The sequence below is a fragment of the Njordella calcicola genome, from assembly GCF_056494125.1.
The window spans coordinates 5,037,254-5,063,963 of sequence record NZ_CM151396.1 but is presented as its reverse complement, the minus strand read 5'-3'; the positions used below and the strand labels follow the sequence as shown (position 1 = coordinate 5,063,963).

The window sequence follows — 26,710 nt, the reverse complement described above, 5'->3', positions numbered from 1 at the left end:
CATTAATATGGATAAAAGACCGTGAGTTATAACGCGATAACGGGCGAGGCTGTTGCGGCCAGCAGTTTTCCAACACTAAAAAGTTCATTCTGCGTAGCAGGGGTCTTCGGATTTCTCTTCGGACTTTCTTTCGGCTGGAACACTGGCTTGCCAGGAAACTTACGAGTCGGTGAGTTTGTAGCACTAGGCTACCTTCCTTTTGCTTGGGCTTGGCGGCAGAAGTTGCCAGAAAGTGCGAGAGTAACTTTAGGAACTGTCTTTGCAGTACTGGCTATCTACGCAACTGTGCAGCTTTGCCTTGATGCTGCTGTCCACGGAGTACCGAATGAGCGCATTCTACGCGGTGCTGCAACTGTGGGTCTTGCAGCAACCAATTTTCTGTCCATTTGTGCTTTTCAGCTTAGATTTACCAAAGCGATCATGCCGTATTTGATTGGCTACGTACTTGGCGAGTTTTTTATTGCTCCACAATTAGAGGTAGGGCAGAGCGTTTTGCGGAATGAGTATTGGGACATTAAAGTTGCCAGTTGGGGGGGGCACCTTTTGCTTTTTTGCGTATTGCTACTGCGCCAATTCCCGAGAATAATTTATGTCGCCGCGTGCGTGCTGTATGCCGCTGCTGCTATATATTACGGTGCGAGATCTCACGGGCTTGCGATCGGTTTGGGGGTCACGATACCTTTTGTATTAATCGTGATCCCGCTGATCTATAAGCAGTTTCTTATCCGCCGACCTCTAGCAGTTGTGGCATTGATTTGCTTGGTGCTTGTGCCCGTTGTTTATGGCTATGTTGCGGCAGCTCGCAGCGGACTCATTACACAGAAGGCGCAGAAGCAGGTAAATGCATTGAGAAATCCGTATAACCCTTTAGAGCTGATAAAGTCTGGGCGAGCCGGAGTTTACATTGGCCTTGAAGCTGTAGAAAAGCGACCCCTATTTGGGTATGGCAGTCTTGCATATTCGAATGATTATCGTGTTAGCGGGTATCGTTCAACTTCATATAACTATATCCATTCAATTATCACTGAAGCATTTGTTTATTGCGGTGCACTTGGCGGAGTTTTATTTCTCTATTTGCTTTATCTACACATTAAGTGTGCGCCATTGACATGGGGCCCCTCGAGAGAATTGGTCTCCTTCGAGATTGTTGGGTTCATTGCTATGTGCCTTTGCGTATGGATGCTACTTTTTTCACCATTCGTAAGCTTACGCACCAACTGGGCAAACGTGTTTGCGATACAGATTTGTTGCCATACGCTACTAACAGCGAGTTATCGCGAGTTTGCGAGTACTAGCTATGACGGCTAATCTTCCAGTTGATTCAATCGCATTTATAGTCACTGGCGGGCCAGAATCGACGCTTTCACTTAGAGCGCGTGCCTTGGCGACAGAACTCGCTGTCTTGGGTTGGCATACGACAGTAGTTTTTCCCGATAAGTTTCGCTCGTGCTTTTCGATTGCGACCGCTGCAGACCAAGGCATAGATAGGCGATATCATATAGAGTTCGCTCGTTCGGAAGCCATTAAATTTCTGTATGATTGCAGGCAGATATTCAAACGACAAAAAATCCGTTGGGTTCATTTTTTGAATCCTGAGATGCGGGCTTTGCTACTTTCTAGTTTTTGCCGATCTGTTAGGTATGTTGGTGACTGGGAGGATTGGCATTGCCTGAACCGCGAGTCTGGTTGGCGTAGATGGCGTTTGCAGTTGATCGACCGATGGATGCGGCGACGGTGCGACCGAGTAGTCACTTGCAGTCATTGGTTGCGTGAACGTTTTATCGAACTCGGAAGACCTGATGCCTCGTATATCCCCTATGCAGAACTTCCATTCTCCATGCCAGTGGCGCCAAATCCCTATCATGATCGTACGCTGGTATACATGGGTAGCATCCGACCTTATTGGGATCATAGGATCGTGCTGGAAGCCGCGCTAGTATTAGCCAATGCAGGTATGAAGCCGCATTTTGAGATCGTGGGTGCCGGACAAGATCTTGACGAGTGCAAGAAGTATTGTCTTATCCACGATCTTGATAACGTGAGTTTCACTGGATTCTTGCCGTGGGATGATATGTTGAATAGGCTCCGTTGGGCAGAACTACTTCTTTTTCCAATCGCTCTCAGTGAACAGAACTTGGCTCGATGTCCGTTCAAAGTTTTTCAGTATGCGAAGGCGAAACGGCCGATACTCACCTGCGAAGTCGGTGAGGTTCGACGATTTCTTGATGATAAAGCCTTCTATGTTGACTGCACGGCGCAAGCATTCGCCGACGCAATTTGTAGACATTTCGAGCGGAACCCGGACCGATTTCCTGATGTCGATTATCAGATCGAATTGCAAACTTGGTCCGACCGTGCCAGAAAACTGATCGCCACGCTGGAACAGGTATGATGTTCCGACTACGTGAACTAGAAAACATTGAGACTTAACGCGATATTCGTTGACGAGGGTTGCGAGGTGCAATAAGCTTAAGACCTATTTGCGACCGTCTTGGTCCTCACAACACATCCACACATGGTAACTTTCAAGAATGTGCTCAGTGAATAACATCAAGCTAGTCATGCTCTCGCTGGTTTTGCATTTGATGCTGCTCTTTCAGTCGCATGCAGCTATGGTAAATTACGCCGTGGGGAACTCGCTGACGTGGGATATTCTATTAGCTGGAGCCTTCGACTCAACAACCCAGGGGCAAAGTAGACCGTCGACAACGTCATACCACATAAATTGTGGCCGCCCACTGACAAACACTTTTGCAAACCCTACAGCAAGTTGCGTAACGCCAACAAGCGCTGGACTTTATCAGACGGGTTTGGCATCGACGCTGGATAACGTCTTTCTGCAACCGTTTTATGGTGCGACTGTACGGCAAGAAATAGACTCCATAAAGGCATTTGTGGACTATACCAGACAGAATCCTCAAAATGCGGATACGCGATTTTTTGTGTATGCGACCTGGGGTGAAATGGTTAACTCGCAGGGAGTTAGTATTGTTGACTACTGGAACAGTCACAATGCTACCTTGTCAGGCACTTTTATACCGTCCAAAAGCACGTATGAACTTGTCATGGACACGCTGAAGGCAGAGGGCTATCAGAATATTGAGTTGATTACGGCGGGGCATTCTCTTGTAGCGGTCGCAGAAGTTATTGCCTCGGGGCAAAGTATTGGCAATCTGAAGACAGTCAACGACCTCTACCGAGACAATATTCATGCTAGTAGCGCTGGTAAGTACATTGCAGCGCTTTCAACATTTGCAGCAGTTTATAACGAGGACCCGACAGGTCAAACCATGGCTTCCTACCCATTTACACTACCTGGCTATGGAACAGTTCCCAATAGCGAAGCCATTAGTGTGTTGCAAACCACTGTTTGGCAAACTAGGCAATCGATCGTTGCTGTGCCAGAGCCCTTTTCTGCTTCGTTGCTGGTTTGCTTGCCTATTGCACTTCGCATCGGCCGTCAACGATTGGCCGGGGTGGGTCGCAAAGACCATTCCCTTTCAAAAAACGTCTAGAGAATTTTAGTTTTCGCGAAAATGTCGGAATTTTCTAAGACGGGCAACGATGAGAATGCAGGACGGAAATCAGTTCCTCCCACCGCAATCGTCTCGGCGCTGTTGACAATAGGGATGACTCCCTACGTAGTTGGGTATTTGTATAAGTTATGGGCTGTGCCACATTACCAGTTCTACCCTGTGCTTTTGGTAATGGTGGGCTGGTTGATATGGACGTCATGGAATGGCGTCTGGCACACCATCTCACCGATGCTTAATGTGTTAGTAACTGCTATTGTTGTTTTCATTGCATCGGTGGGTTTATTGTTTGCTTCACCGTGGATGGGCTATCTGAGTTTTCTAATAGCCGCAGCCATGCTGCTTCTGCACATGGGCGATAAAGTTCGACCTTCCCATTCACTACTTATTTGTTGTGTCCCACTGTTACTGATTTGGCAACCGCCATACTCGCCCAATCTAACAGCAGACTATCCGCTTATCACTAGCCTTCAGCGTGTGAGTGCACACGTTTCCTCAACCTGGTTGGACATCTTTCGCTTTGAGCATCTGCTGCAAGGCACTGTTCTGGAGCTTGCATCGGGGCAGTTTGGCGTCGCGGAAGCATGCAGCGGTGTGCAATCATTTTTTGCATTGCTATGTTTTGCGTCGATAATCGTGGCTGCAAAACGTCGTCGACTAGTCCAAAGTGTATTGCTAGTGGCTTCGAGCGTGCTTTGGGCAATGTTAATGAACACGGTACGTATCACTTGCATCCCGATAGCCCTTGTAATGTTTGGCATCGATCTGTCTACTGGCCTACCTCACGAGATCCTGGGCTATACGACCATGGCCATCGCCATCTTACTACTTATAAGCAGCGACTCTTTGATCGAGTATTTTCTTCCTGACAATTCCGCTTCGTCAAGTCAATCGTCACCAAGTCAACAAGCGGACTTTGATCGGCCTCGAATTGACCTGCGACAGTTCCGACGCCCCTCATTGATGATTACCACATGCATAGCCGCGGTCATTTTTTCGCTTCAATTGAGTGATCTAGCGTCTTCAGCAGCGATGGCTAGCAGAAAGATCGATTTTTTTCGAGGCAATGTCCTTGTTGATATCAATCCTGAAATCGTCACCAATAGTCTGTCCGGATGGACTTTAATTGGGCACCGTCGCGAAGATCGTGAGAGAGATGCGGACTTAGGTGAAAAGTCCGACATCTGGACTTACCAAACACCAGTTGGCCCCGTGAGTGCCTCCTTCGATCAAGCATTTCCAGGTTGGCATGAACTTACAAACTGTTATCTTCGTGGCGATCACCAACTGGTAAGCAGATCCGTCATTGCTAACGATTCGACTACTGGCTGGGCCGTCGTAGCTGCTGAATACGTGACTTCGAACAAGGAAACGGCCTTACTGTACTTCTCCATTTTTGACGATCGAGGAAATGGATTGGATGCACCTGGGCAGTGGGATTTTTGGAGCGCACTTCGGGAACGCGTAAAAAACAGGCTTTCGCCCACGGTAAGAGGCTCACTATTTTCGGCCGCGGCCTATCAGGTACAGTTGTATGTCCCGCCTTTGGCTAACGTTGATGATAGATTAAAGCAAGAAGCACTTGACAGATTCATAATTTTTCGAAGTCAAGTAAGATCAGGCGTTTCAAAACGAAATTAGCATGTTGCTGATTAGGGATTGAATGAAAGAACACGAGATTGCTGCTGAGACCAATCGCGGTGCAACTAAGTATTCTAAGAGGGAACTTCTGCTGCGAATACTCTGGGGATTTTGCAGACCCTTGTTTCGGTTCAGCCCACGGCCTTGTTTTGCCTTTCGTAATCAACTACTTCGAATCTTTGGTTCAAAGATTGGCGATCACGTACACATTTATCCGTCGGCTGTGATTTATTTCCCATGGATGCTTAAGCTGGGCGATTACTGCTCAGTCGGGGAACACGTTTTTATCTATAATCTAGGTTTCGTAGAGCTTGGCGCGCGAACGGCCGTTTCGCACCGAGCTCACCTATGCGCCGGGACGCACGATTATCAAGACCGACGGTTGCCGCTGCAAAGAATGCCAATCGTGGTAGGGGAAGACGTCTGGATCTGCGCTGATGCATTTATTGGCCCAGGTGTGAATATAGGAAACGGGACGGTTGTAGGAGCGCGGGCTGTCGTTGTGCGCGATATTGGGCCCATGCTTGTCGTCGCTGGCAATCCTGCAACTAGAATACGGGAGCGAGAATTTCGTCGTTGATGAAAGTTAAAGTATGAAAGAAATTGAAGCGATCGATGGGTATGAATACGAGGACGCGCAATTAAACGGTTCTCATGCCTACATTTTTCCCGCGGTTGAACGACTATTAACGCAGCACTTCCAGACCCGTCAAACGCAGTCAAAGCCCCGGATTTTCGATCTCGGCTGTGGGAATGGCTCCGTCGCTTTCGAACTTTCCAGTCACGGCTACGAAGTTGCCGGGGTCGATCCTTCTTCTGAAGGCATCGCTTTTGCGCAAAAGGCATACCCCAATCTGAAGCTCGAGCACGGCTCAGGTTATGACGATTTATCTGCACGATTTGGAACATTCGACGCAGTGATTAGCTTAGAAGTTGTAGAACACTTATACGCACCACGGGATTTTGCGAAGACACTTTATCAACTAGTCGACGCAAGTGGGATTGCTATTCTGTCAACACCATACCATGGTTACTTCAAAAATTTAGTAATGGCGCTCTCCGGTACGCTAGACGAACATTTCACTGCCCTGTGGGACCATGGGCACATCAAGTTCTGGTCAGAACGTACACTCCGGATCTTGTTACTTGAAGCTGGCTTCAAGGAAGTTAAATATCATCGCGTAGGACGAATTGCGCCTCTGGCTAAATCGATGATTGCGGTAGCAAGAAAGTAAAGCAATGATCTCTTGTCTTATTCTTACGAAGAACGAAGAGAAGAATCTGCCTCGCGTTCTGAAGTCGGTTGATTGGTGCAGCGATATTGTAGTCTACGACTCATTCAGCACAGATAAAACCTGCGAGATTGCAGGATCGTATGGCGCGCGGGTAGTCCAACGGGTTTTTGACAATTGGTCGACTCATCAAAACTGGGGAGTAGAGAACATTGACTTTCAAAATCCATGGGTATTCTATCTTGACGCAGACGAAGAGTGCGATGATCAGCTAAAGTCTGAACTTAGCCAACTTTCCGTAAAGAGTTCGCCTTGCGTGGCTTTCCGGCTCCGACGAAAGGACTACTTTCTGGGAACCTGGCTAAAGCGCTCACAGCTTTACCCCACTTGGCTAGTACGAGTCTTCCAACCAAGCAAAATTCGCTATGAGCGACTAGTCAATCCCGTTGCGGTCGTGGATGGTCCGATTGGTAACTTAGAAGGCCATATCATTCACCATCCATTCAGTCATGGCGTTGATCATTGGTTCGATAGACACAATCGCTACAGCACTTTCGAAGCTCAAGACCTGCTTCGAGAAGCACAGGAACCGCTGGCTGTCGGCGAACTACTTTCGGGTGATTCAAACGTCAGGCGAAAGGCGTTGAAGAGGCTAGCTTATAGGTTTCCTGGCCGTCCAGCGCTAATGTTTTTGTACCTCTATTTTTTGCGGATGGGTTTTTTAGACGGAAGACCTGGGCTTTACTACAGCGCCATGCGTAGCGCTTACGAGTTGATGATTGATGTCAAAGTTCGCGAACAAAAGTTTCTCGCAGCCAGAAAATAGTCGAGTCAAGAAACAACTGCTTTCGCTAGGAATTGGATCGCTTGACTGTGAATGCGTAGTACAGAGAAGCATTCCAACCAAGCTCAGTGTTTCGGAAAACTGAAGCTAACCTCGGTGAACGATTTTGTAATTGGAATTAGCAACATACCGACCTCTCAGCCGCTATCGGAAGCCGAAGAAGCGTCGATTCTAGCGGCGTTTCTCGAAGGTCGCGAAAGCCTCCGAGCCAACGTGCTCGGAAAATAGCTGCCCACCTCTGGGCCAATTCGTAGACGTTCACACCACAAAAAGCCGCTGGGCGATAGCCCCGGCTTTTGTAGCCTATCACTTGGCAACCGCGGCTATCGCTTAGCGGCTCAGGGGCTTGTGTTTTGTGGCTTCCGTGATCGAGGCGTGAACGGCCGGGCGATTTCAGCGTTTTAGCTTTACCAGTCCAGTTCGACGACCACTTGGCATTCTGTACAACTGGCTTGATCGATCGCGTTGAGCAACAGTTGTGCAAGTCGAGCCAGGATTATCTGATGCGGTCGAAACGGAGAGAGGGACATGGCGACCGCGACGCCATCCCAGAGCTCCCAGTCGCCTCCCATTGCTGGTAATCTTTCAGCGTATAGAGCGGAGTGTATTTTGGTGTTGGCATGAAAGGTCTCGTGTGTATTGCTTTCGATGCGTGTATGGCAAACACTTCGCTGTACTGAGTCAAGCGGCATCACTTATTCTAACAAACAAACGCAATTATCGCCGCTAGTTGCTGGGGCATTTGCTGTTCAGCGAGCAGAAACGCGATGGCACAGTGACAGAGGAGGTTTGCCTAGTGCTGGATGATGGGCATTGGAATTGACCAGATTGAGTTGGATGTCCGGCAGATTCAGAGAGGCCAGCAGATTGGGAATGGAACTGGCTGAAAAAAGTGACGACGGTGGTGGGCAGGAAAGCGGCACGTTCCGCCCTTGGTAATCGCTAAGGGCTTGTCGGCGGGCGGCCGCCGCTACCGTTGATTTCTTAATGTAAATTAATGATTTTTCTAGTTCTCCCGCGATTGCACGCTAACTAAGATAGGAAGACTTGGCGGATTACGTAGATTATCTTTCACGAGTATTTGCCGGCCTTATGATTCCGGCCCGGAGGGTTTATGAAGAAGATTTTGTGTGCGGTCCTGAGTTTGGCCGCTTGTTTGTCTTACGCGGCTACAGGGAACGCAGCGGTTATTGCAAGTTGGTCGTTTGGCTCACTACCCGGTGGTACCGACAGTTTTGGTCCGTCACCATTTGCACCAGACACTACCGATCCGCTCGTTGCAGTAGGTGGCTTGACTCGAGGGACCGGCGTTGGTACCACCGGCACTGGTGCAGCAGGAGGCTTTGGAGGAAACTCGTTCCAGGTTGCAACCTTCGAAGATGCATTAGCAGCAGATAAGCTTTTTTCGTTCACACTTACTCCCAACGCGGGATTTCTACTATCGTTAAGTGAGATCGATCCTTACAACATTCGCCGTTCATCGTCGGGCCCTACGACTGGTCAATGGCAGTATGCTGTTGGTGCTGGTGCATTTGCTGACATCGGAACTGCGATTACTTGGGGCGGGACAACCAATAACGTGGGGAACAACCAAGCGGCGATAGACTTGTCCGGAATTGCTGCCCTCCAGAATGTCCAAGATACCGTGACTGTTAGGGTGGTAACCTGGGGTGGCACGACCACCGGCGGAACATTTTACTTCAACGGAACTGCCGCTAGCGGTTCACAGCCTTTTGTTGTAAATGGCACAGTCACAGCCATTCCTGAGCCATCTTCGATGGCGGTTTTGGCGATTGCTGGAATCGGTGGCGTGGTCGCTCGACGTCGCATGAAGAACAAGCAAGCTGCTGAGTCGAATGATTTGGTCGCTTAGTTTCTGCTGAACCGTTCGTCGATCCTTTAGGGTCTGTGAAACTTTTAAAAAACTCCGCGCTGGTTATCCAGTGCGGAGTTTTTTTATTGGCAGATGGCATGTTCGAGTGCGGTAGCGAAGCTGGGCCTTGTGCTAGCCTGTGGGCGGCGCGATAGCGAAACTGGGCCTTCTGCTAGCCTGCGGGCGGCGCGGCAGCGAAGCTGGGCCTTGTGCCCAGTTTCGCAATAGGATTGGTGTGCTAACAAGTGCTGTGCAACCTCTTTCTCCGCAGGTTGGGCGGGCCTGCGGCCCGCCCAACCTGCGGAGGTCCCGCGCGAGGGCGTCGCCTTTTAGCACGCCAATCCTGTTGCGACAGCCGGGGCGAGCCCGACTGTCGCTGGATGCGCTTGCCGTGTGCTAGCCTGCGGGCGGCGCGGTAGCGAAACTGGGCCTTGTGCCCAGGTTCGCAATGGGATTGGTGTGCTAAGGTGCTGTGCAACGTCTTTCCCCGTATTGCGGGCGGGCCTGCGGCCCGCCCGCAATACGGAAGTCGCGCGAGGGCGTCGCCTTTTAGCACACCAATCCTGTTGCGACAGCCGGGGCGAGCCCGACTGTCGCTCGATGCGCTTGGGCAGTGCTGTCTTTAGCACGCCAATCCTATTGCGACAGCCGGGACAAGCCCGACTGTCGCCCGATGCGCTTGGCGTGTGCTAGCCTGCGGGCGGCGCGGTAGCGAAGCTGGGCCTTGTGCCCAGGTTCGCAATAGGATTGGTGTGCTAACAAGTGCTGTGCAACCTCTTTCCCCGTATTGCGGGCGGGCCTGCGGCCCGCCCGCAATACGGAAGTCGCGCGAGGGCGTCGCCTTTTAGCACACCAATCCTGTTGCGACAGCCGGGGCGAGCCCGACTGTCGCTCGATGCGCTTGGGCAGTGCTGTCTTTAGCACGCCAATCCTATTGCGACAGCCGGGACAAGCCCGACTGTCGCTCGATGCGCTTGGCCTGTGCTGCCTTTAGCACGCCAATCCTGTTGCGACAGCCGGGGCGAGCCCGACAGTCGCTGGATGCGCTTGCTCTTTGGCCAGGGCTGCTGTTGCTTGGAATCGTTTCGAGAAGACACTATATTGTTACCTTTTTCGGGGGCGATTCATGCACGACCTCAAACCGCTTTACACCCCTGAGAATGTTTCTTTCGCTTACCAATTACGCTGGTCTCTCACACTATTCCTCAAGGGGACTCGTCCACCCGTAGAATCATTCGATGAAGTCTCCGAATCGCTGGAGCGGGATGGAATTCGAGTTCTCTCTAATCGATTTGCAGAGCCTTCTGTGTTGCAATTGGCTCTCAGCACACTGCCTCATGCAAGCCCTCAATTCATCACCCAACGGGTAAAGGGACGTTTATGGTACGCTTGGCGAGCCTTCAAGGATTTTGCAATCGCAAAACACTACGCTCTGCGCAGCTATGGGACGCAGGAGCGGTCAATTATTGAGGCGTACATCGCCGATCAAGCTGCCCACCATCCAATGGCGACAAGGCGAGCCTCGGAGTTATTCGAAGATGTGAACTTTATCGATCACCATGTTCGCTTGTGTCAGCCGATTTCAATAGACCGATCCCTATTGTGGTACAACCTACATATCGTGCTGGTTCATCAAGAAAGGTGGATGAACGTGAATGAAGTCTTGGTTAGAAGGACGCAGGAAATGGTGCGTAGCGTTTGTAAGAAATTTGAATGGCGTCTGTCTCGCTGTGGTATCGTTGCGGACCATCTGCATATGAGTTTGGGGGCCAACGTTTCGGATTCTGTTGAGTTTGTCGTGTTGAAAATGATGAATAATTTGACGTATGTCCACGGGCTGAAGCCAGTGTATCAATACAGTGCCTATGTTGCGACTTTTGGCGAATACGATCAACGCGCAATTCGTCGGGGTGAGTAATGCCTTTAGCACACCAATCCTGTTGCGACAGCCGGGACGAGCCCGACTGTCGCCCGATGCGCTTGGCCAGTGCTGCCTTTTAGCACACCAATCCTGTTGCGACAGCCGGGGCGAGCCCGACTGTCGCTGGGGCTCTCGCGACCAGGAAATCTGATAAACTTCAGACTTCAGACTTCAGACTTCAGACTTCAGACTTCAGACTTATCTTCATGCTTGCAATTATTGGTTTAGGCTACGTCGGACTGCCACTGGCGCTTCAATTCGCAAAGAATGATGTCCAAGTCTTAGGACTGGATATCGATCCCGCAAAAGTCAACGCGATCAACGCTGGGCAATCTTATATCCACCATATCCCCGCCGAAACGATCGCTCAACAACGCAGTTGCAATCGCCTCCAAGCCAGCACGGACTTCTCGCTAGTCGCCCAATGTGACACTATCATCATCTGTGTCCCCACTCCACTCAGCAAAAATCGTGAACCAGACATCTCGTACGTCCTAGACACCGGCCGCGCTATCGCTCCACATTTGGTCGCTAGCAACCGGCCGCCTTTGATCGTCTTGGAATCAACCACCTATCCAGGCACGACCGAAGAAGACTTGCGATCGGTCTTGGAAGCAGGGTCGGGCCTGACAGCGGGTAAAGACTTCCACTTGGCGTTCTCTCCCGAACGCGAAGATCCCGGCAACCCGGATAGCCAAGTTGCAAAGATTCCCAAAGTCGTCGGCGGCTTGACACCAGAATGTTTGCGACGCGCCATCGAGGTCTATTCACAAGCGGTCGAGCGCGTCATACCCGTCAGTAGCTGTCGAGCAGCCGAAGCGACCAAGCTGCTGGAGAACATTTTCCGCAGCGTGAATATCGCTTTGGTCAACGAACTAAAAGTCGTCTACGATGCGATGGGAATCGACGTCTGGGAAGTCATCGAAGCGGCTAAAACGAAGCCATTTGGCTACATGCCTTTTTATCCCGGACCAGGCTTGGGCGGTCACTGCATTCCAATCGATCCGTTTTATCTTACTTGGAAAGCTCGCGAGTTCGGGCAATCGACGCGCTTCATTGAGCTGGCTGGTGAAGTCAACACGTCGATGCCTCAGTATGTCGTTGATCGGATCGCTCAAGCTTTGAATGACGACCGCAAACCGCTCAACGGCAGCCGCATTCTGCTGGTCGGTTTGGCTTATAAAGCGAACGTGGATGATGATCGCGAATCTCCGACCTATGTGCTGCTGGACAAACTGCAGGCGGCAGGAGCGGAGGTCGCTTACTACGATCCTTACGTACCCGTGATTCGGCCCAGTCGCGAGCATTCGCACTGGGCGGGAACCAAGTCGATTGTCTGGGATCAAGCGACCGTTTCGCAATTCGATGCGGCAGTGATCTCAACGGCCCATCGCAACATCGATTACCAGCAGTTGATGGATTGGAGTTCGATCGTAGTGGACACTCGCAACGCATGCTGCGGCATGAGCGGTCGAGCTAGGGTTGTGAAGGCGTAGCGTTCCCCTAGACGCGTGATATTACAAATTCCCCCTGAACTAGCCGTGAACGAGTCAAATACCAAGCGTTTGGTCGGATGTATTGGGATTTCTCAATAGCTACCGATTGCCTTTGATCGATGTTGTTATAATCTGTCGGAGCGGCAACTCTCGAGGTTGGCCGCGTTTTGCTTTCTACTTCATCGTCTACTACATGGCACTCATCGAACTGCGCAATGTCGCAAAGGTCTATCAGCTTGGCGAAGTTGAAGTTCACGCACTTGCGTCTGTGACGTTGAACATTGAACGTGGAGAATATGTCGCTTTGATCGGACCAAGCGGCAGTGGGAAATCGACGCTGATGAATACGCTGGGCTGCTTGGACAGACCAACGTCAGGCAGTTATCTGCTCGATGGCGTTGAAGTAGTGAATATGACTCGCGATCAGCGTGCGCATATTCGCAATCAGCAGATTGGATTCGTCTTTCAAAACTTCAACCTTCTCAATCGCACGTCTGCTCTAGAGAATGTGGAGCTTCCGCTGCTGTACGGCGAACGAATGTCCGCTCGCGCCCGTCGGCAACGCGCTCAAGATCTGCTGCAATTGGTTGGCTTGGGAGACCGCATGGAGCATCATTCCAGCCAGTTATCGGGCGGTCAGCAGCAACGTGTAGCGATCGCTCGAGCGCTGGCCACCAACCCTTCGATTTTGATGGGCGACGAACCGACAGGCAACTTAGATACAAAGACTAGCCGCGAAGTGATTGACATGTTTGCAAGGTTGAATGCAGAGAAGCATCTTACGGTGATTCTCGTCACGCACGATTTGCATATCGCTCGCAATGCAAAAAGGAATATCGTCTTGCGAGACGGCGCTGTTATTTGTGACACCACCGATCATGAAGTGGCCGCTGCAGCACTTCAACAAACCATTCTTTGAACGCACACGATGGACGATTATTTAAAGATCCCCGAACTACAAGCCTTGCGACTGGCAGGTAATTTTATTCGCATCCCACCCGGCGTCGATGTGCCTGTCACAGCTCGCATTCGCAAACTGATCGACAGCGTAGCCTTTCGTCGCTTGAACTCGATCAGCCAGTTGGGGCTCGTGTCGATGGTTTATCCGGGTGCCCAGCATTCGAGGTTTGAGCATTCGTTGGGAGTCTATCGAAACGCGTTGCTTTTTTTGGAACGCTTGACACAAACGCCTGAGTTTCGCGATCGCTGCAGTCCTCAGCAGTGCGTTGTGTTCTTGGTTGCCGCTCTGCTGCACGACGTTGGTCATTACCCATACGCTCATGCGATTGAAGACATCCGCTTGCAAGCTGTCCCCAAGCATGAAGCGATCGCGGCTGATTTTCTGCTTGATTCGGATTTAGCACAAATCCTGAGGCACGAGTTTGATATCCAGCCGCTGCAAGTCCTCGCGTTGCTGCACCCAAAGAACGCCAGTGTCAGCGATTCCGATCGTAACCCGCTGCTAGCCAGCATGCTCAGCGGACCGATCGATATCGACAAATTAGATTACTTGGATCGCGACTCCATGCACGCTGGTGTGCCCTATGGACGTAACTTTGACCAGTCACGCTTGATCAGCCAACTGTGCGTTGACACGGATCGCGACCGATTGGCGATCACGCACAAAGGGACCACGGCGGCCGAGATGATGGTCTTTGCGCGATATGTCATGTTCAGCGAAGTTTACTGGCACCACGCGGTTCGGTCTGCGACGGCCATGTTGCAACGGATCATCTACGTGCTGCCAGATCGTGAAGCGTTTCTGCAGCAAGCGCGGCAATGCAGCGACGGCATCTTTCAAGCAAGATTGATCGAATCAGCCAAACAATCCGACGCGTTCGCACTCGCCGACGGTTTGTTTGGCACTCAGCGGCGGTTGCTGAAGCGAGCCGCTCAGTATGACGTCCTTTCATCGGCAGAATTGCATCGGTCTATTGCCAGACGACCGTTTGCTGATCTAGTAGCCGCAAGCAGTCAGCTAGCAAGTCGGTTATCGTCGCGTGTTGGCAGCAAGTTGTCTGAGCATGATGTCATCATTGATGCTCCTCCGGCGAAGTTGGAGGTACAGTTTGATGTACGCGTTCGCACGGGCGATGGTTTATTTCGCACGTTGGGCGAGTTGTCGCCGGTGGTGCAGACGTTAGCGACGCAGCAGTTTGATAACATGGTCAAGCGTGTGCGAGTCTTCGTACCTGCCGATATCAAACGCGAGTTAATGCAGGTCGATCTAGAAGCTGTGCTACGCGATGTATTTGACGCTTAGCGCACCAATCCTTTTGCGACAGCCGGGGCGAGCCCGACTGTCGCTCGATGCGCTTGGCGTGTGCTAGCCTGCGGGCGGCGCGGCAGCGAAGCTGGGCCTTGTGCCCAGTTTCGCAATAGGATTGGTGTGCTAACAGTGCTGCGCAAACCACTCTCTCCGCAGGTTGGGCGGGCCGCAGGCCCGCCCAACCTGCGGAGGTCCCGCGCGAAGGCGTCGCCTTTTAGCACGCCAATCCTGTTGCGACAGCCGGGGCGAGCCCGACTGTCGCTGGATGCGCTTGGGCAGCGCTTGGCCAGTGCTTGCCTGCGGGCGGCGCGGTAGCGAAGCTGGGCCTTGTGCCCAGGTTCGCAATGGGATTGGTGTGCTAACAGTGCTGCGCAAACCACTCTCTCCGCAGGTTGGGCGGGCCTGCGGCCCGCCCAACCTGCGGAGGTCCCGCGCGAGGGCGTCGCCTTTTAGCACGCCAATCCTGTTGCGACAGCCGGGGCGAGCCCGACTGTCGCCCGATGCGCTTGGGCAGTGCTGTCTTTAGCACGCCAATCCTATTGCGACAGCCGGGACGAGCCCGACTGTCGCCCGATGCGCTCGGGCAGTGCTGCCTTTTAGCACACCAATCCTTTTGCGACAGCCGGGGCGAGCCCGACGGTCGCTCGATGCGCTTGGCCAGTGCTGCCTTTAGCGCACCAATCTTGTTGCGACAGCCGGGACGAGCCCGACAGTCGCCCGATGCGCTTGGGCGACGCTAACACGTCAAACGAGGTCTTGCTGTGAAAGATTCACCAGCTTCTGCTCGGCAAGCGACAAGTACGTCAGTGCCAACGCTTCATCCCCACCAAGCGGCATGGCACACAACCATCGCTTGTGCGGATACTGCAAGCGATACGTGTCCAGCAGTTCTCGCAGTTGCATCGTCAATAAACCCTCAAACAACAAATGCGGCTGGACCACGATCGTATTGCTGACTGACTGCTGCGCGGCTTGTTGCAGCGCGGCTTCCACCGTCACCTCATCACCAGCAAAAAAACCGACGGTCGACCAAGCGGCAGGATACTGCTCGCAGCGCATTTGACAAAACTGACGCATTGTCGCTCTGGCGGCAGTCTCCGACGTGCCACGGCCAATCATCACAAGCGCTGCACCGGAAAGTTGCTCGCGCAGGTCGACTTCTAAATCCAAGATGGCTTGGCTCTCGTTCGGACCGTACCGCAGCGCGGGACTTGGAGCAATAAATCGCGATTGAATCGCAGGAAGCAATTGCATGCCCCGCGTATATCGCTTTCCGGTAATGCATTTCGTTGCACGCTCACAATACGCCGCTTCATTACATCCCAGCGGATTGGTACACAATAAAGCTTGCAGGCAGCGCAACGCAGATAATGCCAGCGTCACTGGGTTCAGATTGAGCGGCTCGCTTTGCCCAAGCACTTCGATCGCCAGATCAACTGCCGCCGCATGGACCGCGTCGGGAATATCCTGGCGAGCGTGTGCGGCGTCAAATAGCAAGATGGGGACGATCAGGACGCGATGTGTCCCCTGTCGTTTCAAAGCCTCCAGCCCCGTTGCAATATCGGGATGCGAAAGCTCCAGGAAGGATGCTTCAATGGGTACGTCGGGACATAGCCGCTTCATGAAGCCGACCAACTGGAACAACTGCGCTTGACCGGCTGGCAATCGCGTCCCATGACCAACAATCAGTAATCCGCCTTGCTGTTGACCAAGAGCATGAACCACTGCAAAAGGGTGCTTACGTGCCGAATTTAAGACCATTTTTAGATGCCTATGTTCAGTTCTACAATGTCACGATCGGTCGGTTCATAGTCACGTTTGACCACGGTTGCGGGATGTACTTTACTGCCCCACACACGAGCCGACTTAAAGCTTGCTGCCACATCGCGATGAATCTGCTCAGCGAATTCCACCAAGGTATCTCCGGCTCGAATCGCAAACGGTTTGGTCATGTCTGCTTCGCGCTCTTTGGGATTTTTGGCATATACGCGAACAATGTTCATGCGGTCGAAAGCGGCCTTCATCAACGCGTCACATCCCTCGCCTGTTTGAGCTGAAATTGAAAATGTTTCAAACACCAGCGGCAAGAGCTCTGTGAGAATCGCCTGACGCTGGGCAGCGCCGGGAGCATCGCATTTGTTTAGGACTAAGAATGCACGCGTGTAGGTCACGCCGAGATCTTCTTCGTCCAAGTAACTTTCGCGACCTAAGCGAGTCTTACCATCTTGGAAACGAGCGATCACGGCGCTCAAATCATCCACGATATCATCACTGCTTAAATCCGCCATCAAAAATACCAGATCGCTGCCGCGGACCAAATTCAACAAGTTGATGTCCATGACATCCGCTGTCACCGGCGGCAAGTCGACCAGTTGAAAAGGGCAATCTTCGTGATGAGCGATGCCAGGTATAATGGCGTTGGTTGTAAAAGGGTAATCGGCGACTTCGGAGTGAGCTCGTGTCAGTTTGCATAACAGTTGGCTCTTGCCGCAGTTGGGTGGACCGATGATCAGAATTCGTCCGGCTCCCTGCATGGGCAGTTTAAATCCCTTGCCTGCAGCCGAATTTTTTTGTGCTGTACTTTCCGCGCGCAGCTTAGCAATCTTGCTCTTCAGGTCCGCTTGCAATTTGTCAGTGCCCTTGTGTTTGGGCATTAATCGCAACATCTCTTGCAACGCGCCCAGTTCTTCCGCAACGTTGCTTGCGGCGCGGTACTGCTGTTCTGCTTTGTGGTACTGAGGAGTGAGATTCGCAGGCATTGGAAATCCGATCAGAGTCGATTGTCATTTAGTCAAACGAGTTGCAGGGCAAGTCAGTTTTTGAATTTAGGCACATCAGCCATTGAGCGACAACTCACAGTTTCCGAGAGAACCGACGCTATGGGCTTGTCGATTTAATCCAAACCTGGAATATGACGATCAGCCGGAGTGCATTAGCACCCGGTTAAGGGGAACGAACCGGACGCAAACGGATTCCGGCTGATTAAATCAACAGCCCTGTATCTCATTTCGGCTACTTTGCAATGTGAATATCTGACTTGCCCTCTAGCGAATTTACCAGTGCTGCCTTTACTTGCGCTAGAGTGATTCCTTCAACGCGTTGCACATGGCCGATCTTCGTTGGCAGGATAAAACCCAACTTACCAAGCTCGACTTTTTTGTCACTTTGCATCGCTTGCCACAGTTCCTCTAGATCAAAATCCTGATAGTCGATCGGCAGCCCGACCGATTGCATCAATCGATTCTGGCGTTCGATACTGTCGTTGTCGATCATTTGTAAGTGGACTGCCAGTCGACCGGCCATTGCCATGCCAATCGAGACAGCTTCGCCGTGCAGCAGTTTTCCATACCCGGCGGTCGCTTCGATGGCATGAGCGAACGTATGGCCGTAATTCAGGATAGCGCGTCGGCCAGTGGTTTCGCGTTCATCTTCTGTGACCACCGACGCTTTGCAGCGGCATGATTCCGCGATCACCTCTTGCAACGCTTGTTCGTTGCGGTCCACAAGCTCTCTGGCCAATTGCTCTAAACGCTCGAAGAACGAATGGCTCATGATCATGCCATACTTGATCACTTCCGCCAGACCGCTGGTGTACTCGCGGCTGGGCAAGCTGCTTAGGGTGTGAAGATCGATGATGACTTGAGTTGGTTGCCAGAAAGCGCCGACGATATTCTTTGCCGCTGGCAAGTTGATGCCAGTTTTACCACCGACGCTGCTGTCGACCATTGCCAGCAGCGTGGTTGGTATTTGTACGAAACGAAGTCCACGTGCAAAGCTAGCGGCAGCAAAGCCCGCTAGGTCACCCACCACGCCCCCCCCCACCGCAAAGACCACACTCTTGCGATCCGTTTGGCAAGCGAGCATGGCGTTCCAAAGTGAGCTGAGCTGCTCGATCGATTTGCTTTGCTCTCCACTGGGCACAGAGATCAGATCCGTTCGGATGCCACTGCTAGTCAAACGATCCACAATTGGCTGTGTCACCGAAGTGAGTAACCGAGCATCATGAATGATCACCGCATGTCGAATCGGTTGCAGCGCGGCCAAGACGCCATTGTAAACCTCGCTGTGTTGACCGAACGCATGGCTTGTCAAATACATTGGATAGCTGCGCTGGGCCAAGTCAACTTGTACGATGGTGTTCAAGGTGGTATTCAACATGTGAGTGCTATGACGGCGGTAAGTGGGCGTTCTAAGCTAGGCTTGTCGACGAAGGTTAAGGTTGTGAAGGAGGTAGGCTAACCCTGCGCCAGAGAGTAAACCGCCCAGATGAGCCATGTTCGCCGTTCTGATACCGATTACGCCTGACATGGTTAGCCCCAGCCAGGCAAGTAAGATCAATACCACGCCGGGCGCCAGCGCGATGCCCAGTCGAGGGTTCAGGGTCGTTTTGACCCAGATGTATCCAAACAACCCATAAGTGACTCCCGATAATCCTCCAAAGATCGGATTACCCATCATCGATTCAGGCAGCAGGCCCTGCAACAAGTTAGAAACCACTGCGATAGCAAATACGATGGCAGCATAACGAACGGTGCCTTCCAGTCTTTCCGTGATCCGTCCCAACGACACAAGCATGAAGCCGTTGAACAAAATGTGGAAAGGATCCATGTGAATGAAAATTGGTGTGACGATTCGCCACAACTCGAAGTTTCGTAGGTTCGCTGCGGGGTCCAGCTCGGAGGCAATGTAGAGAGCCGGGTTCACGAAGTAGAGTTGTTCTAACAGTTTTAGGCCAAACGAATTTGGATCACGAATGTTGCCAAACTTGGTAATCAGTGAGACCGCAATGGCGATCAGCAGCAGCGTCAGGGTCACGGGAGGTACCTTGCCGCCGACCAAGTCTTGCTGAAAAACTTCGCGGCCTTTCTTGATCTGCTTTGCGGCTTTCGCTTGGCGTTTTTGTTGCTCTTGGAGAGCCATTTCCGCTTGGCTGATCGCGGCGGCGTACCGACTGTCGTGGGGATTCGCTTCAAATTCCGCTAGGTGGCTACGGGCAACCGCCAAGCGATCTTCGTCGCGAACCCACAAGTCCCAGCGGTCTGCAGCCCCCGAACTGGGCTCCAGGTGCGTCGAGATTTTCTGAGCCAAAAGGTACGCAACAAACTGTTCAGTTTTCTTTTGGCCGTCCAAAGTAACGAGGAATCGCATGCAATCGTACTACTATATCTCTATGCGGAATGGAAAATTCGGGGGTGTTCGCGGGAAATGATGTGACGCGGTGCGCACCATTAAACCGCATGGGCGTTGGAGTTCCAAGTCCATTGAAGCTCTGGAATGCGCAATTGCTATCTAGATTCGTTAAGGATTGTGAATTGGTTCGGTCAGTATGGCTATCGCAAGTTCCTTTGGATCGGTTATCTTTTACGGCAAATGCAGGTGCGTTGCGCCTGCCATCCCCAGCCTGCGAGCAGGGAAAACCACCTGCGGTTTTCAACCTGCAACTGCGTTATAGTAGCCTATGCAAATTTCCCCCACCGTGCTCCTCTCTGACATCGAAATCTTTGGTCAACTCATTCAGTGGTCTGACCTTGTGGTGATTGGGCTGTTGATCATTTTGGAAGGCCTGCTTTCGATCGACAACGCGCTGGTGCTAGGCTTGCTTGCAAAAAGGCTCCCGAAGCATATGCGAAGCCGAGCATTGTCGTACGGCTTGGTGGGTGCTTTTGTCTTTCGAGTATTAGCGATTGCGACAGCAAGTTTCTTATTGCAGTGGACTTTCGTAAAGCTGCTAGGTGGAGGCTATCTACTCTACATAGCGATCAAGCATTTGATGTTTGAAAGCGGTGAAGACGAAGAGCGTTACACGCTGGACCATGCGGGTTCTCCACACTTAGTTGATTCCAAGACGGGCGCGGAACTGAATCTGGAACGCGAGAACATCGAGCTTGAGCAACGGCTTCCCATTGGAGCATCCCTGATCAGCGATGGTAATGTCGCCGCGCAGCCCAAGGACAGTACGGCTGAGGGACCGTACTGCGCGACGGGCGGTTTCAGTAACTGGACGTTCTGGAAAACGGTGCTCATTATTGAATTGACGGACATTGCGTTTGCGGTCGATTCCATTTTGGCTGCGATGGCCTTGGCGGGTTCGCGTCAGAACAAGTTGTGGGTGGTGATTGCGGGTGGTTTGCTGGGCGTCATCTTGATGCGTTTTGCAGCGGCCTTGTTCATACGTTTGCTGGATCGCTTTCCACGCTTTGAGATATCCGCTTACTTGCTGGTAGCTGTGATCGGTTTCAAGCTAGTGACTGATTGGGGATGTAACAGCGATTGGTCATTTGATCGGACTCCAGCGATCGCGAGCTATTTGGGAGATGCACACAGTAGTTTTCAGCAGTTTGAAGCGAAGCGTCGCGAAGTGGCAGCGGGTTACCATGATTGGTTAGTTGCATCCTGGCCACTGGGGATATCGTCGGCACCACATTCGCCCGATCGTCCGCCTCATATTTTGGATTTTCATGACGTTCGCCGGCCTGAGAGCATTCTGTTTTGGACAACCATGTTGGGATGTTTTGCGTTAGGATTTTCGCCTGCACGACGCCGAACGTTGGCGACTTAGCCAAGCCGGCGAAAGCTTGGTAGGGCGGCTGAGCCGAGCGGCAGGTTAAAATCTTCCGGTAATTCTTTTGTACTACCGACTTCTAGTCCGTCGAGAACACGTGAAGTCGGACTGGAAGTCCGTCGTACGGGTTGTGTGCTTCTATCTGCCACGTGCCTAAGCGGCGAACTGGGCAGCATTACCGTTCAATTTCCAGCGGAGCAGCACGGTAGAGGGTTTTATTGGGTAGCAACTCGGTAGAGGATTATATTGTGAAGCAGCGTGAGCAGCCCGTTTAGGGTTTTGATGTTTATTCGAGATGGTTTTGGACAGCCTATGCCAACTGTTCCGAGCATTCCGTTTCCTTGAAGGTTAGATGGGTAAGCAGTCGTCGCTGGGAATTGCGTGAGCGTATTGCGTTTAACGCATCATTCGTCGCCACGAGAGCTGAATGAGGAAAAAATGTGTTCGTTAGCCCCTTGCTTTGAGTGACCAGTAGTCGTTACACTTTGGCTATTGAATGCATAAGCACCCATAGCTCAATTGGATAGAGCATCGGTCTACGAAACCGAAGGTTACTTGTTCGAATCAAGTTGGGTGTACTTGATACTTTACCAAGCGAATCGTTAGCAAAACGATTACCTCACACCGTGTGAGAGACGCACTTTGCAAGCTGAGATTTTGGGAACTTTTCCCAAATCGATTTTTGAAAGGTGCTTTCTATGGCAAAATCTGCCATTCGCATTCCCAAGTTGCGCAAACATTCTTCAGGGCAAGCTCGCGTCACCATTTCCGGAAAAGACTACCTACTTGGCAAATATGGAACCCTGCAAGCCGAGGAGGCTTACCGGCGTTTCATCGCTGAGTACCTTGCAACAGGAGCCCCTCCGAAGGGCAAAAAAACCGATGGCCTGCTCATCGGCGAGTTAGCCATGGCCTATCTGCGGCATTCGAAAGTTTACTATGGCCAATCCACAGAGCATATCAACATGAAGTTGGCCATTCAGCCTATGCTGCTTGACCTGTACCTATCCCTGCCTGCCACGGAGTTTGGCATCTGCGAGTTCAAGGCAGTGAGGGAATGTTGGTTGAAGGAAAAAGACCGATCACGCCAATACGTCAATAAACAAATGAAACGACTGCGGCGAGTTTTTCGCTGGGCAGTTGGTGAGGGCTTGCTACCACCAAGCAATCTAACTGCGCTTCAGTGCGTTGATGCGCTAAAGAAAGGCCGCTGCAATGCCAGAGAAGCAAAGGCGATCGAAAGTATCGACGATACAACCGTAGGCGCTACAAAGGCAGTTATGACCAAGGTGCTTTCTGATATGGTGGCTTTCCAACGGGCAACCGGCTGTCGCCCTGGTGAAGTATGTGACATAACCCCCGCGATGGTCGATCGATCTGGCGATGTTTGGGAAATCAAGTTTTCAGAGCACAAGACATCATGGCGAGGTAAACAGCGAACTATCTACTGCGGCCCAAAAGCGAAAGAGATTTTACTGCCCTATTTGCTGCGGCCTGCGAACAGAGCTTGCTTCTCGCCAAAAGAGTCTGAACAACAACGCAAGGAAGCTTTAAGAGCCAAACGTGTCACCCCGCTCAACCAAGGCAACCGACCTGGGTATGGTACTGCGAGCCGACAAGGCAGAAAGCCCAGAAAAGTGCCTGGAGACTGCTACACTACAGACAGTTACGCTGGGGCCATAGAGTCGGCTTGCAAACGCGCCGAGGTGCCAAAATGGAGTCCTAATCGGCTACGCCATACATTCGCAACCGAAGTCCGCGCCAAGTACGGTTTAGAAGTTGCGAGCGTTCTGCTGGGCCATAGCGAAGTTGGTGTGACGCAAGTGTATGCCGAAGCCGACAGAACAAAAGCTATCGCGATTGCGGCAATGGTGAGCTAGGCTCATGGCCCGGCAAATGTTTAAACGATTTCTAGTCCCCCTCGGGAATTGGAAGTGATAGTTTCGTTTCTTCTCTGTTAAAATGCCGGGAATTGGAAGCCAGCAAGACGAAGGGGGAAACTATGCGAGCAAATGCTTACGGAGTAGCAAAATCACTTGAGATCAAACCTGACGGGTTTTTGCTACCAGTCTACGAAGCAGTTTCGAATTCAATTCAAGCAATTGCCGAGCATAAGCGGCTAAACAGTGAGCTAAAAGGTGCGATATCAGTACGTATCCTACGGGACCAAAGTAGTAGCTTGACGGACGGAAACGACGCTCTTTCAGTAGGGCCAATTTCTGGCTTCGAAGTTTGCGACAATGGGATAGGGTTTACAAACGATAATTTTGAAGCATTCAAAGAAGCCGGTACACAGAGAAAAGCAGACATTGGAGGAAAAGGACTCGGGCGTTTCTCTTTTATTGCGTGTTTCGAAGATGTGAAGATCAATAGCTGTTTCATCGAAGACGGAGTTGTTTGTAATCGAACCTTTCGATTCTCCGCGAATAGCTATGGAGTAGAAAGGCCAAGGCTAATCAAAGCAAGAAATGACGAAGAAAGGACAACGAAAGTTCAGTTGTTTGCATACCGAAAGGAGTTTCTTTCAAAGTGCAATCTTGAGGCATATCGATTGGCAACACAACTTGCAGAACATTTTTTGGACCACCTACTCAGCAAGAATCCCTGTCGAATAGTTTTGATTGATTCCGTGGCTGGCGAGAACCATGATCTTAATGAGCTAGTGAAAGACCAATTCTTGCTTTTCGCAAAGCAAGACGAAATCAAAATTGCGGATGAGCAAGTTTCAATTCGCCACTTATTCGTTAGCGATAAAATCGCAAGGGCGCACAGAGTCAAGTACTGCGCACATGGTCGCCCTGTCCTCGTCGATCGTTTAGAACCGAAGCATATTTTCCAGAGTTCTAGCTTTGTCTACAAAGGCAAGCGATTTTTCTACTATTCTCAAGTATCAAGTAGTGTACTTGATCAGAATGTGTCCCATGACAGGACGCGATTTACACTTAAGGAAGACGTAGAAGGTGACACTCTTGTTCCCGTCTTCACTTTGAAAAACCTGCGTCAAACTGCTCTTAAAATGGCAAAGCGTAGTTTGAAGAAATTTATCGCGCTGCCGAAGAAGCAACACTGGCAACGAATTGAAAGTTTCTGTGCGTCTCACCCCACATACAGAGTACTTTTACGACATGCAAGAAAGGAATTAATGCGAATTTCGCCGGGGCTGAGTGACTCAGAACTCTCGATTCAAATCATGAAGGTATACAACATCTATAAAGCAGACACGACAAGACGCTTTAGTGAGTTGAGCCGTAAATCACTCTCTGGCATACGTAACATTGAGCAGTTTCGCCAAGAGTACCGAAAATTGTTGAATGAACAGAGCCAGCTTATCACAGCAGAACTTGGAGAGTATGTATTAGATCGAAAGGCTGCTTTGGACGCGCTAGAACGATCGATCGAGATGGATAAACGAGGTGCTTTTCCGTTAGAGGATGCGGTACACGAAATCATTTTTCCTCTTAGATCAACATCCGATGATATCTCCTACGAAGACGCTAATCTTTGGATTATTGACGAGAGACTAGCATTCCATTCGTATCTTGCGTCTGACAAGCCAATGCGAAGCCACGAAGCAGTTGAGAGTAAATCGCCGAAACGCCCTGACTTAGCAGTGTACTTTGATTCGGCGTTTTTGTTCGGCGATAGCAAGAACGCAATAGACGAGCAGAGAACTGTTTTCCTAATCGAATTCAAGCGGCCGGAAAGGGAAAACTACAATCGAGCAGACAATCCGCATCAACAACTCGAAGATTACTTTTCCGATTTACGCCAGGGAAAAGCCAAAGGTAGGAACGGAAAGCCAATCAAACTCAGGGACTCAACGCCATTCTTCGCTTACATTGTCTGCGACCTTACCGATTCACTCGTGAGACTGTTGCTCCCATTGGGATACAAGCCATTGCCAGACGGCGAAGGTTACGTTTACTACCATGAACATTTCAAGGCTTATATCCAGGTAGTGTCATACACGAGATTACTTCGGGACGCTAAACGGCGAAACCAAATCTTTTTCGAAAAGCTCGGCATTGCCACATAGTCTTGAATTTTTCTCAACAAACTCTTGATCTGGCTAAATGACTCGATATCATCCGCCAGTGTAGCCACTGCTTGCTGTGGCATGTTCCAATGTAAGCCGATCACTTCTGTTTTGGAGACTGCAGCCCTGTTTCATAGGGTTAGTCATGTTATCCAAAAAAGATATCGAGCTATTGGCCACGGCTATCGTCGATCAATTGGCGGGCATTCTCGCACCGCCCACCAAGTTCCTGTCCCCACAAGAGTACGCTGCCAATAGGTCTATCGGCCTTCGTACCGTGTATCGAGCGATTGCTGATGGCCACTTGGACCACGAGCACCACGGTAGACGAATTCTCATTCCTGCCAATGCAACAATTCGAAGAGGAGGTAGTGATGAGTAACTACCTTTCACTCGCAACTGCTGTTGAAAAAGTGACCGGCACTAGGCCAAACCCTTCGACCTGCTGGCGATGGGCCACGAAAGGACTTGGTGGTGCGAAGTTGCAAACTTGGATGATTGGTGGCAGGCGATGCACTACTGAAGCGTAAGCGTACATCAGAACCAGTGGGTTTTTAGTCGGCGGGGGCTTGATTTGGAGGGTAGGGTTTGATAACGGCGACCGATGGGGTTGCCGAAACCTCTATGCCAGGAACCTACAGCATGACTCGTGATCTTTCCAAGTCCCAACTCTGGGCTCAACGACTCCTACGTTTTCAGTCGTCGGGTCTTAGCATCGCTCAGTTCTGTCGAAATGAAAACCTTTCGTTCCATGTCTTCAACTATTGGAGAAAGAAGCTTCACTCGAATCCAACAGCCCTTAATCCTAATCCAACAACTCTTAGCGCAACGTCACCAAGCCAAACGCAATCCGATTCAAGCAACAATACGCTTCACTTCACCATCGAAACACGTGGCATCAAGATCCTTTGCCGCTCTGATTCCTCCAGCGCTGTCGAGACTTTGTTGACATGGGCCGCTCGACAGCATGACAACTCCGGCGATCATCTAGACGCCGGTTTCCAGCAACTCATTGTTCGCAATTAGCCATCCGCAACTTATTGAGTCCGTCTATGCTCGCTGTCGCCTCAACCACTCGGGTCTACCTCTACATGCAAGCGGTCGACATGAGACGTTCCTACGATGGCCTGCACGCCATCGTCCAAGCCAACTTTCAACGCGATATTCGACTTGGTGATTATTTCATGTTCATCAATCGTCGTCGTGATCGCGTCAAGATACTCTGGTGGGATCGAGATGGGCTCGCCATCTTCATGAAAAGATTAGAAGCTGGTACCATCCAGGCTGCACTTTAGGGGATTGT

At 51.2% G+C, this 26,710-nt stretch carries 25 protein-coding genes and 1 tRNA gene; 21 read left to right on the top strand and 5 right to left on the bottom strand.

Going from position 1 to position 26,710, the window contains the following annotated elements:
• Nucleotides 1-21 precede the first annotated feature (21 nt).
• The 8 genes from SH302x_RS19630 (at nucleotide 22) to SH302x_RS19595 (ending at nucleotide 7,478) form a co-directional block, all read left to right on the top strand.
• Entirely contained in the window at nucleotides 22-1,308 is a 1,287-nt protein-coding gene (locus SH302x_RS19630; protein WP_479364269.1) for an O-antigen ligase family protein, read from the top strand.
• Nucleotides 1,298-2,392, top strand: a complete 1,095-nt coding sequence (locus tag SH302x_RS19625) for a glycosyltransferase family 4 protein (protein WP_479364268.1) — start codon at nucleotides 1,298-1,300, stop codon at nucleotides 2,390-2,392. Before SH302x_RS19630 ends, SH302x_RS19625 begins: the two co-directional genes overlap by 11 nt.
• A gap of 148 nt (nucleotides 2,393-2,540) precedes the next feature.
• Entirely contained in the window at nucleotides 2,541-3,515 is a 975-nt protein-coding gene (locus SH302x_RS19620) for a hypothetical protein (RefSeq protein WP_479364267.1), read from the top strand.
• A gap of 21 nt (nucleotides 3,516-3,536) precedes the next feature.
• Nucleotides 3,537-5,174, top strand: a complete 1,638-nt coding sequence (gene xrtU, locus SH302x_RS19615; protein WP_479364265.1) for an exosortase U — start codon at nucleotides 3,537-3,539, stop codon at nucleotides 5,172-5,174.
• Nucleotides 5,175-5,196: 22 nt separating this feature from the next.
• On the top strand, nucleotides 5,197-5,754 hold the full coding sequence (locus SH302x_RS19610) for an LbetaH domain-containing protein (RefSeq protein ID WP_479364264.1): 558 nt from the start codon (nucleotides 5,197-5,199) through the stop codon (nucleotides 5,752-5,754).
• Between the two features lie 13 nt (nucleotides 5,755-5,767).
• On the top strand, nucleotides 5,768-6,409 hold the full coding sequence (locus SH302x_RS19605; RefSeq protein WP_479364263.1) for a methyltransferase domain-containing protein: 642 nt from the start codon (nucleotides 5,768-5,770) through the stop codon (nucleotides 6,407-6,409).
• 4 nt (nucleotides 6,410-6,413) lie between these two features.
• Nucleotides 6,414-7,232: a glycosyltransferase family 2 protein gene (locus SH302x_RS19600; RefSeq protein WP_479364262.1), complete on the top strand. Its 819-nt coding sequence runs from the start codon at nucleotides 6,414-6,416 to the stop codon at nucleotides 7,230-7,232.
• 51 nt (nucleotides 7,233-7,283) lie between these two features.
• Entirely contained in the window at nucleotides 7,284-7,478 is a 195-nt protein-coding gene (locus tag SH302x_RS19595) for a hypothetical protein (protein WP_479364261.1), read from the top strand.
• A gap of 179 nt (nucleotides 7,479-7,657) precedes the next feature.
• Here the strand turns inward: SH302x_RS19595 and SH302x_RS19590 are convergent, their stop codons facing one another.
• The gene (locus SH302x_RS19590) at nucleotides 7,658-7,942 is read right to left on the bottom strand and encodes a hypothetical protein (protein WP_479364260.1); all 285 of its coding nucleotides are present in this window, start codon (nucleotides 7,940-7,942) and stop codon (nucleotides 7,658-7,660) included.
• 422 nt (nucleotides 7,943-8,364) lie between these two features.
• On the opposite strand from SH302x_RS19590, the gene SH302x_RS19585 reads away from it, so the two are divergent.
• From SH302x_RS19585 to SH302x_RS19565, 5 genes are all read left to right on the top strand, one after another.
• Nucleotides 8,365-9,123 carry a PEP-CTERM sorting domain-containing protein gene (locus SH302x_RS19585; protein ID WP_479364259.1) on the top strand — a complete coding sequence of 253 codons (759 nt, stop codon included), beginning with the start codon at nucleotides 8,365-8,367 and terminating at the stop codon, nucleotides 9,121-9,123.
• Nucleotides 9,124-10,249: 1,126 nt separating this feature from the next.
• Nucleotides 10,250-11,041 carry a transposase gene (locus SH302x_RS19580; RefSeq protein ID WP_479364258.1) on the top strand — a complete coding sequence of 264 codons (792 nt, stop codon included), beginning with the start codon at nucleotides 10,250-10,252 and terminating at the stop codon, nucleotides 11,039-11,041.
• 209 nt (nucleotides 11,042-11,250) lie between these two features.
• On the top strand, nucleotides 11,251-12,540 hold the full coding sequence (locus SH302x_RS19575; RefSeq protein WP_479364257.1) for a nucleotide sugar dehydrogenase: 1,290 nt from the start codon (nucleotides 11,251-11,253) through the stop codon (nucleotides 12,538-12,540).
• Nucleotides 12,541-12,733: 193 nt separating this feature from the next.
• Nucleotides 12,734-13,459: an ABC transporter ATP-binding protein gene (locus SH302x_RS19570; RefSeq protein WP_479364256.1), complete on the top strand. Its 726-nt coding sequence runs from the start codon at nucleotides 12,734-12,736 to the stop codon at nucleotides 13,457-13,459.
• 9 nt (nucleotides 13,460-13,468) lie between these two features.
• Complete coding sequence (locus SH302x_RS19565) at nucleotides 13,469-14,803, top strand: HD domain-containing protein (protein WP_479364255.1); 1,335 nt, start codon at nucleotides 13,469-13,471, stop codon at nucleotides 14,801-14,803.
• 750 nt (nucleotides 14,804-15,553) lie between these two features.
• Here the strand turns inward: SH302x_RS19565 and SH302x_RS19560 are convergent.
• From SH302x_RS19560 to SH302x_RS19545, 4 genes are all read right to left on the bottom strand, one after another.
• On the bottom strand, nucleotides 15,554-16,570 hold the full coding sequence (locus tag SH302x_RS19560; RefSeq protein WP_479364254.1) for a sirohydrochlorin chelatase: 1,017 nt from the start codon (nucleotides 16,568-16,570) through the stop codon (nucleotides 15,554-15,556).
• A gap of 2 nt (nucleotides 16,571-16,572) precedes the next feature.
• Entirely contained in the window at nucleotides 16,573-17,568 is a 996-nt protein-coding gene (locus SH302x_RS19555) for a GTPase (protein WP_479364252.1), read from the bottom strand.
• A gap of 253 nt (nucleotides 17,569-17,821) precedes the next feature.
• Nucleotides 17,822-18,967 (bottom strand): 3-dehydroquinate synthase, encoded by a 1,146-nt coding sequence (aroB, locus tag SH302x_RS19550; RefSeq protein ID WP_479364250.1) that lies wholly within the window; start codon nucleotides 18,965-18,967, stop codon nucleotides 17,822-17,824.
• Between the two features lie 36 nt (nucleotides 18,968-19,003).
• Nucleotides 19,004-19,957, bottom strand: coding sequence for a rhomboid family intramembrane serine protease (locus SH302x_RS19545; protein ID WP_479364248.1), 954 nt, complete (start codon nucleotides 19,955-19,957; stop codon nucleotides 19,004-19,006).
• A 310-nt stretch (nucleotides 19,958-20,267) separates the two neighbouring features.
• Between SH302x_RS19545 and SH302x_RS19540 the strand changes: the two genes are divergently transcribed.
• The 8 genes from SH302x_RS19540 to tnpB all read left to right on the top strand — a co-directional run bounded on the left by SH302x_RS19540 (nucleotide 20,268) and on the right by tnpB (nucleotide 26,702).
• Nucleotides 20,268-21,368, top strand: coding sequence for a TerC family protein (locus SH302x_RS19540; RefSeq protein WP_479364247.1), 1,101 nt, complete (start codon nucleotides 20,268-20,270; stop codon nucleotides 21,366-21,368).
• Nucleotides 21,369-21,875: 507 nt separating this feature from the next.
• Nucleotides 21,876-21,949 (top strand) — tRNA-Arg (locus tag SH302x_RS19535).
• Nucleotides 21,950-22,069: 120 nt separating this feature from the next.
• Nucleotides 22,070-23,251: a tyrosine-type recombinase/integrase gene (locus tag SH302x_RS19530; protein ID WP_479364245.1), complete on the top strand. Its 1,182-nt coding sequence runs from the start codon at nucleotides 22,070-22,072 to the stop codon at nucleotides 23,249-23,251.
• 122 nt (nucleotides 23,252-23,373) lie between these two features.
• On the top strand, nucleotides 23,374-25,407 hold the full coding sequence (locus tag SH302x_RS19525; protein ID WP_479364244.1) for an ATP-binding protein: 2,034 nt from the start codon (nucleotides 23,374-23,376) through the stop codon (nucleotides 25,405-25,407).
• Between the two features lie 145 nt (nucleotides 25,408-25,552).
• On the top strand, nucleotides 25,553-25,789 hold the full coding sequence (locus SH302x_RS19520) for a MerR family transcriptional regulator (protein WP_479364243.1): 237 nt from the start codon (nucleotides 25,553-25,555) through the stop codon (nucleotides 25,787-25,789).
• The gene (locus tag SH302x_RS19515; RefSeq protein ID WP_479364242.1) at nucleotides 25,782-25,937 is read left to right on the top strand and encodes a DUF1580 domain-containing protein; all 156 of its coding nucleotides are present in this window, start codon (nucleotides 25,782-25,784) and stop codon (nucleotides 25,935-25,937) included. The genes SH302x_RS19520 and SH302x_RS19515 overlap by 8 nt, the downstream gene beginning before the upstream one ends.
• A gap of 112 nt (nucleotides 25,938-26,049) precedes the next feature.
• Complete coding sequence (gene tnpA / locus SH302x_RS19510; RefSeq protein ID WP_479364241.1) at nucleotides 26,050-26,433, top strand: IS66 family insertion sequence element accessory protein TnpA; 384 nt, start codon at nucleotides 26,050-26,052, stop codon at nucleotides 26,431-26,433.
• A 26-nt stretch (nucleotides 26,434-26,459) separates the two neighbouring features.
• Nucleotides 26,460-26,702 carry an IS66 family insertion sequence element accessory protein TnpB gene (gene tnpB / locus SH302x_RS19505; RefSeq protein WP_479364240.1) on the top strand — a complete coding sequence of 81 codons (243 nt, stop codon included), beginning with the start codon at nucleotides 26,460-26,462 and terminating at the stop codon, nucleotides 26,700-26,702.
• Nucleotides 26,703-26,710 lie beyond the last annotated feature (8 nt).

Coding starts and splice junctions, on each gene's coding strand:
- SH302x_RS19565 (WP_479364255.1), top strand. CDS start 13,469: ATGGACGATTATTTAAAGATCCCCGAACTACAAGCCTTGCGACTGGCA.
- SH302x_RS19625 (WP_479364268.1), top strand. CDS start 1,298: ATGACGGCTAATCTTCCAGTTGATTCAATCGCATTTATAGTCACTGGC.
- SH302x_RS19525 (WP_479364244.1), top strand. CDS start 23,374: ATGCGAGCAAATGCTTACGGAGTAGCAAAATCACTTGAGATCAAACCT.
- SH302x_RS19540 (WP_479364247.1), top strand. CDS start 20,268: ATGCAAATTTCCCCCACCGTGCTCCTCTCTGACATCGAAATCTTTGGT.
- SH302x_RS19570 (WP_479364256.1), top strand. CDS start 12,734: ATGGCACTCATCGAACTGCGCAATGTCGCAAAGGTCTATCAGCTTGGC.
- SH302x_RS19580 (WP_479364258.1), top strand. CDS start 10,250: ATGCACGACCTCAAACCGCTTTACACCCCTGAGAATGTTTCTTTCGCT.
- SH302x_RS19590 (WP_479364260.1), bottom strand. CDS start 7,942: ATGCCGCTTGACTCAGTACAGCGAAGTGTTTGCCATACACGCATCGAA.
- aroB (WP_479364250.1), bottom strand. CDS start 18,967: ATGTTGAATACCACCTTGAACACCATCGTACAAGTTGACTTGGCCCAG.
- SH302x_RS19595 (WP_479364261.1), top strand. CDS start 7,284: ATGCGTAGTACAGAGAAGCATTCCAACCAAGCTCAGTGTTTCGGAAAA.
- SH302x_RS19585 (WP_479364259.1), top strand. CDS start 8,365: ATGAAGAAGATTTTGTGTGCGGTCCTGAGTTTGGCCGCTTGTTTGTCT.
- SH302x_RS19600 (WP_479364262.1), top strand. CDS start 6,414: ATGATCTCTTGTCTTATTCTTACGAAGAACGAAGAGAAGAATCTGCCT.
- SH302x_RS19575 (WP_479364257.1), top strand. CDS start 11,251: ATGCTTGCAATTATTGGTTTAGGCTACGTCGGACTGCCACTGGCGCTT.
- SH302x_RS19555 (WP_479364252.1), bottom strand. CDS start 17,568: ATGCCTGCGAATCTCACTCCTCAGTACCACAAAGCAGAACAGCAGTAC.
- xrtU (WP_479364265.1), top strand. CDS start 3,537: ATGTCGGAATTTTCTAAGACGGGCAACGATGAGAATGCAGGACGGAAA.
- SH302x_RS19560 (WP_479364254.1), bottom strand. CDS start 16,570: ATGGTCTTAAATTCGGCACGTAAGCACCCTTTTGCAGTGGTTCATGCT.
- SH302x_RS19545 (WP_479364248.1), bottom strand. CDS start 19,957: ATGCGATTCCTCGTTACTTTGGACGGCCAAAAGAAAACTGAACAGTTT.
- SH302x_RS19605 (WP_479364263.1), top strand. CDS start 5,768: ATGAAAGAAATTGAAGCGATCGATGGGTATGAATACGAGGACGCGCAA.
- SH302x_RS19610 (WP_479364264.1), top strand. CDS start 5,197: ATGAAAGAACACGAGATTGCTGCTGAGACCAATCGCGGTGCAACTAAG.
- SH302x_RS19515 (WP_479364242.1), top strand. CDS start 25,782: ATGAGTAACTACCTTTCACTCGCAACTGCTGTTGAAAAAGTGACCGGC.
- SH302x_RS19520 (WP_479364243.1), top strand. CDS start 25,553: ATGTTATCCAAAAAAGATATCGAGCTATTGGCCACGGCTATCGTCGAT.
- tnpB (WP_479364240.1), top strand. CDS start 26,460: ATGCTCGCTGTCGCCTCAACCACTCGGGTCTACCTCTACATGCAAGCG.
- SH302x_RS19530 (WP_479364245.1), top strand. CDS start 22,070: ATGGCAAAATCTGCCATTCGCATTCCCAAGTTGCGCAAACATTCTTCA.
- tnpA (WP_479364241.1), top strand. CDS start 26,050: ATGACTCGTGATCTTTCCAAGTCCCAACTCTGGGCTCAACGACTCCTA.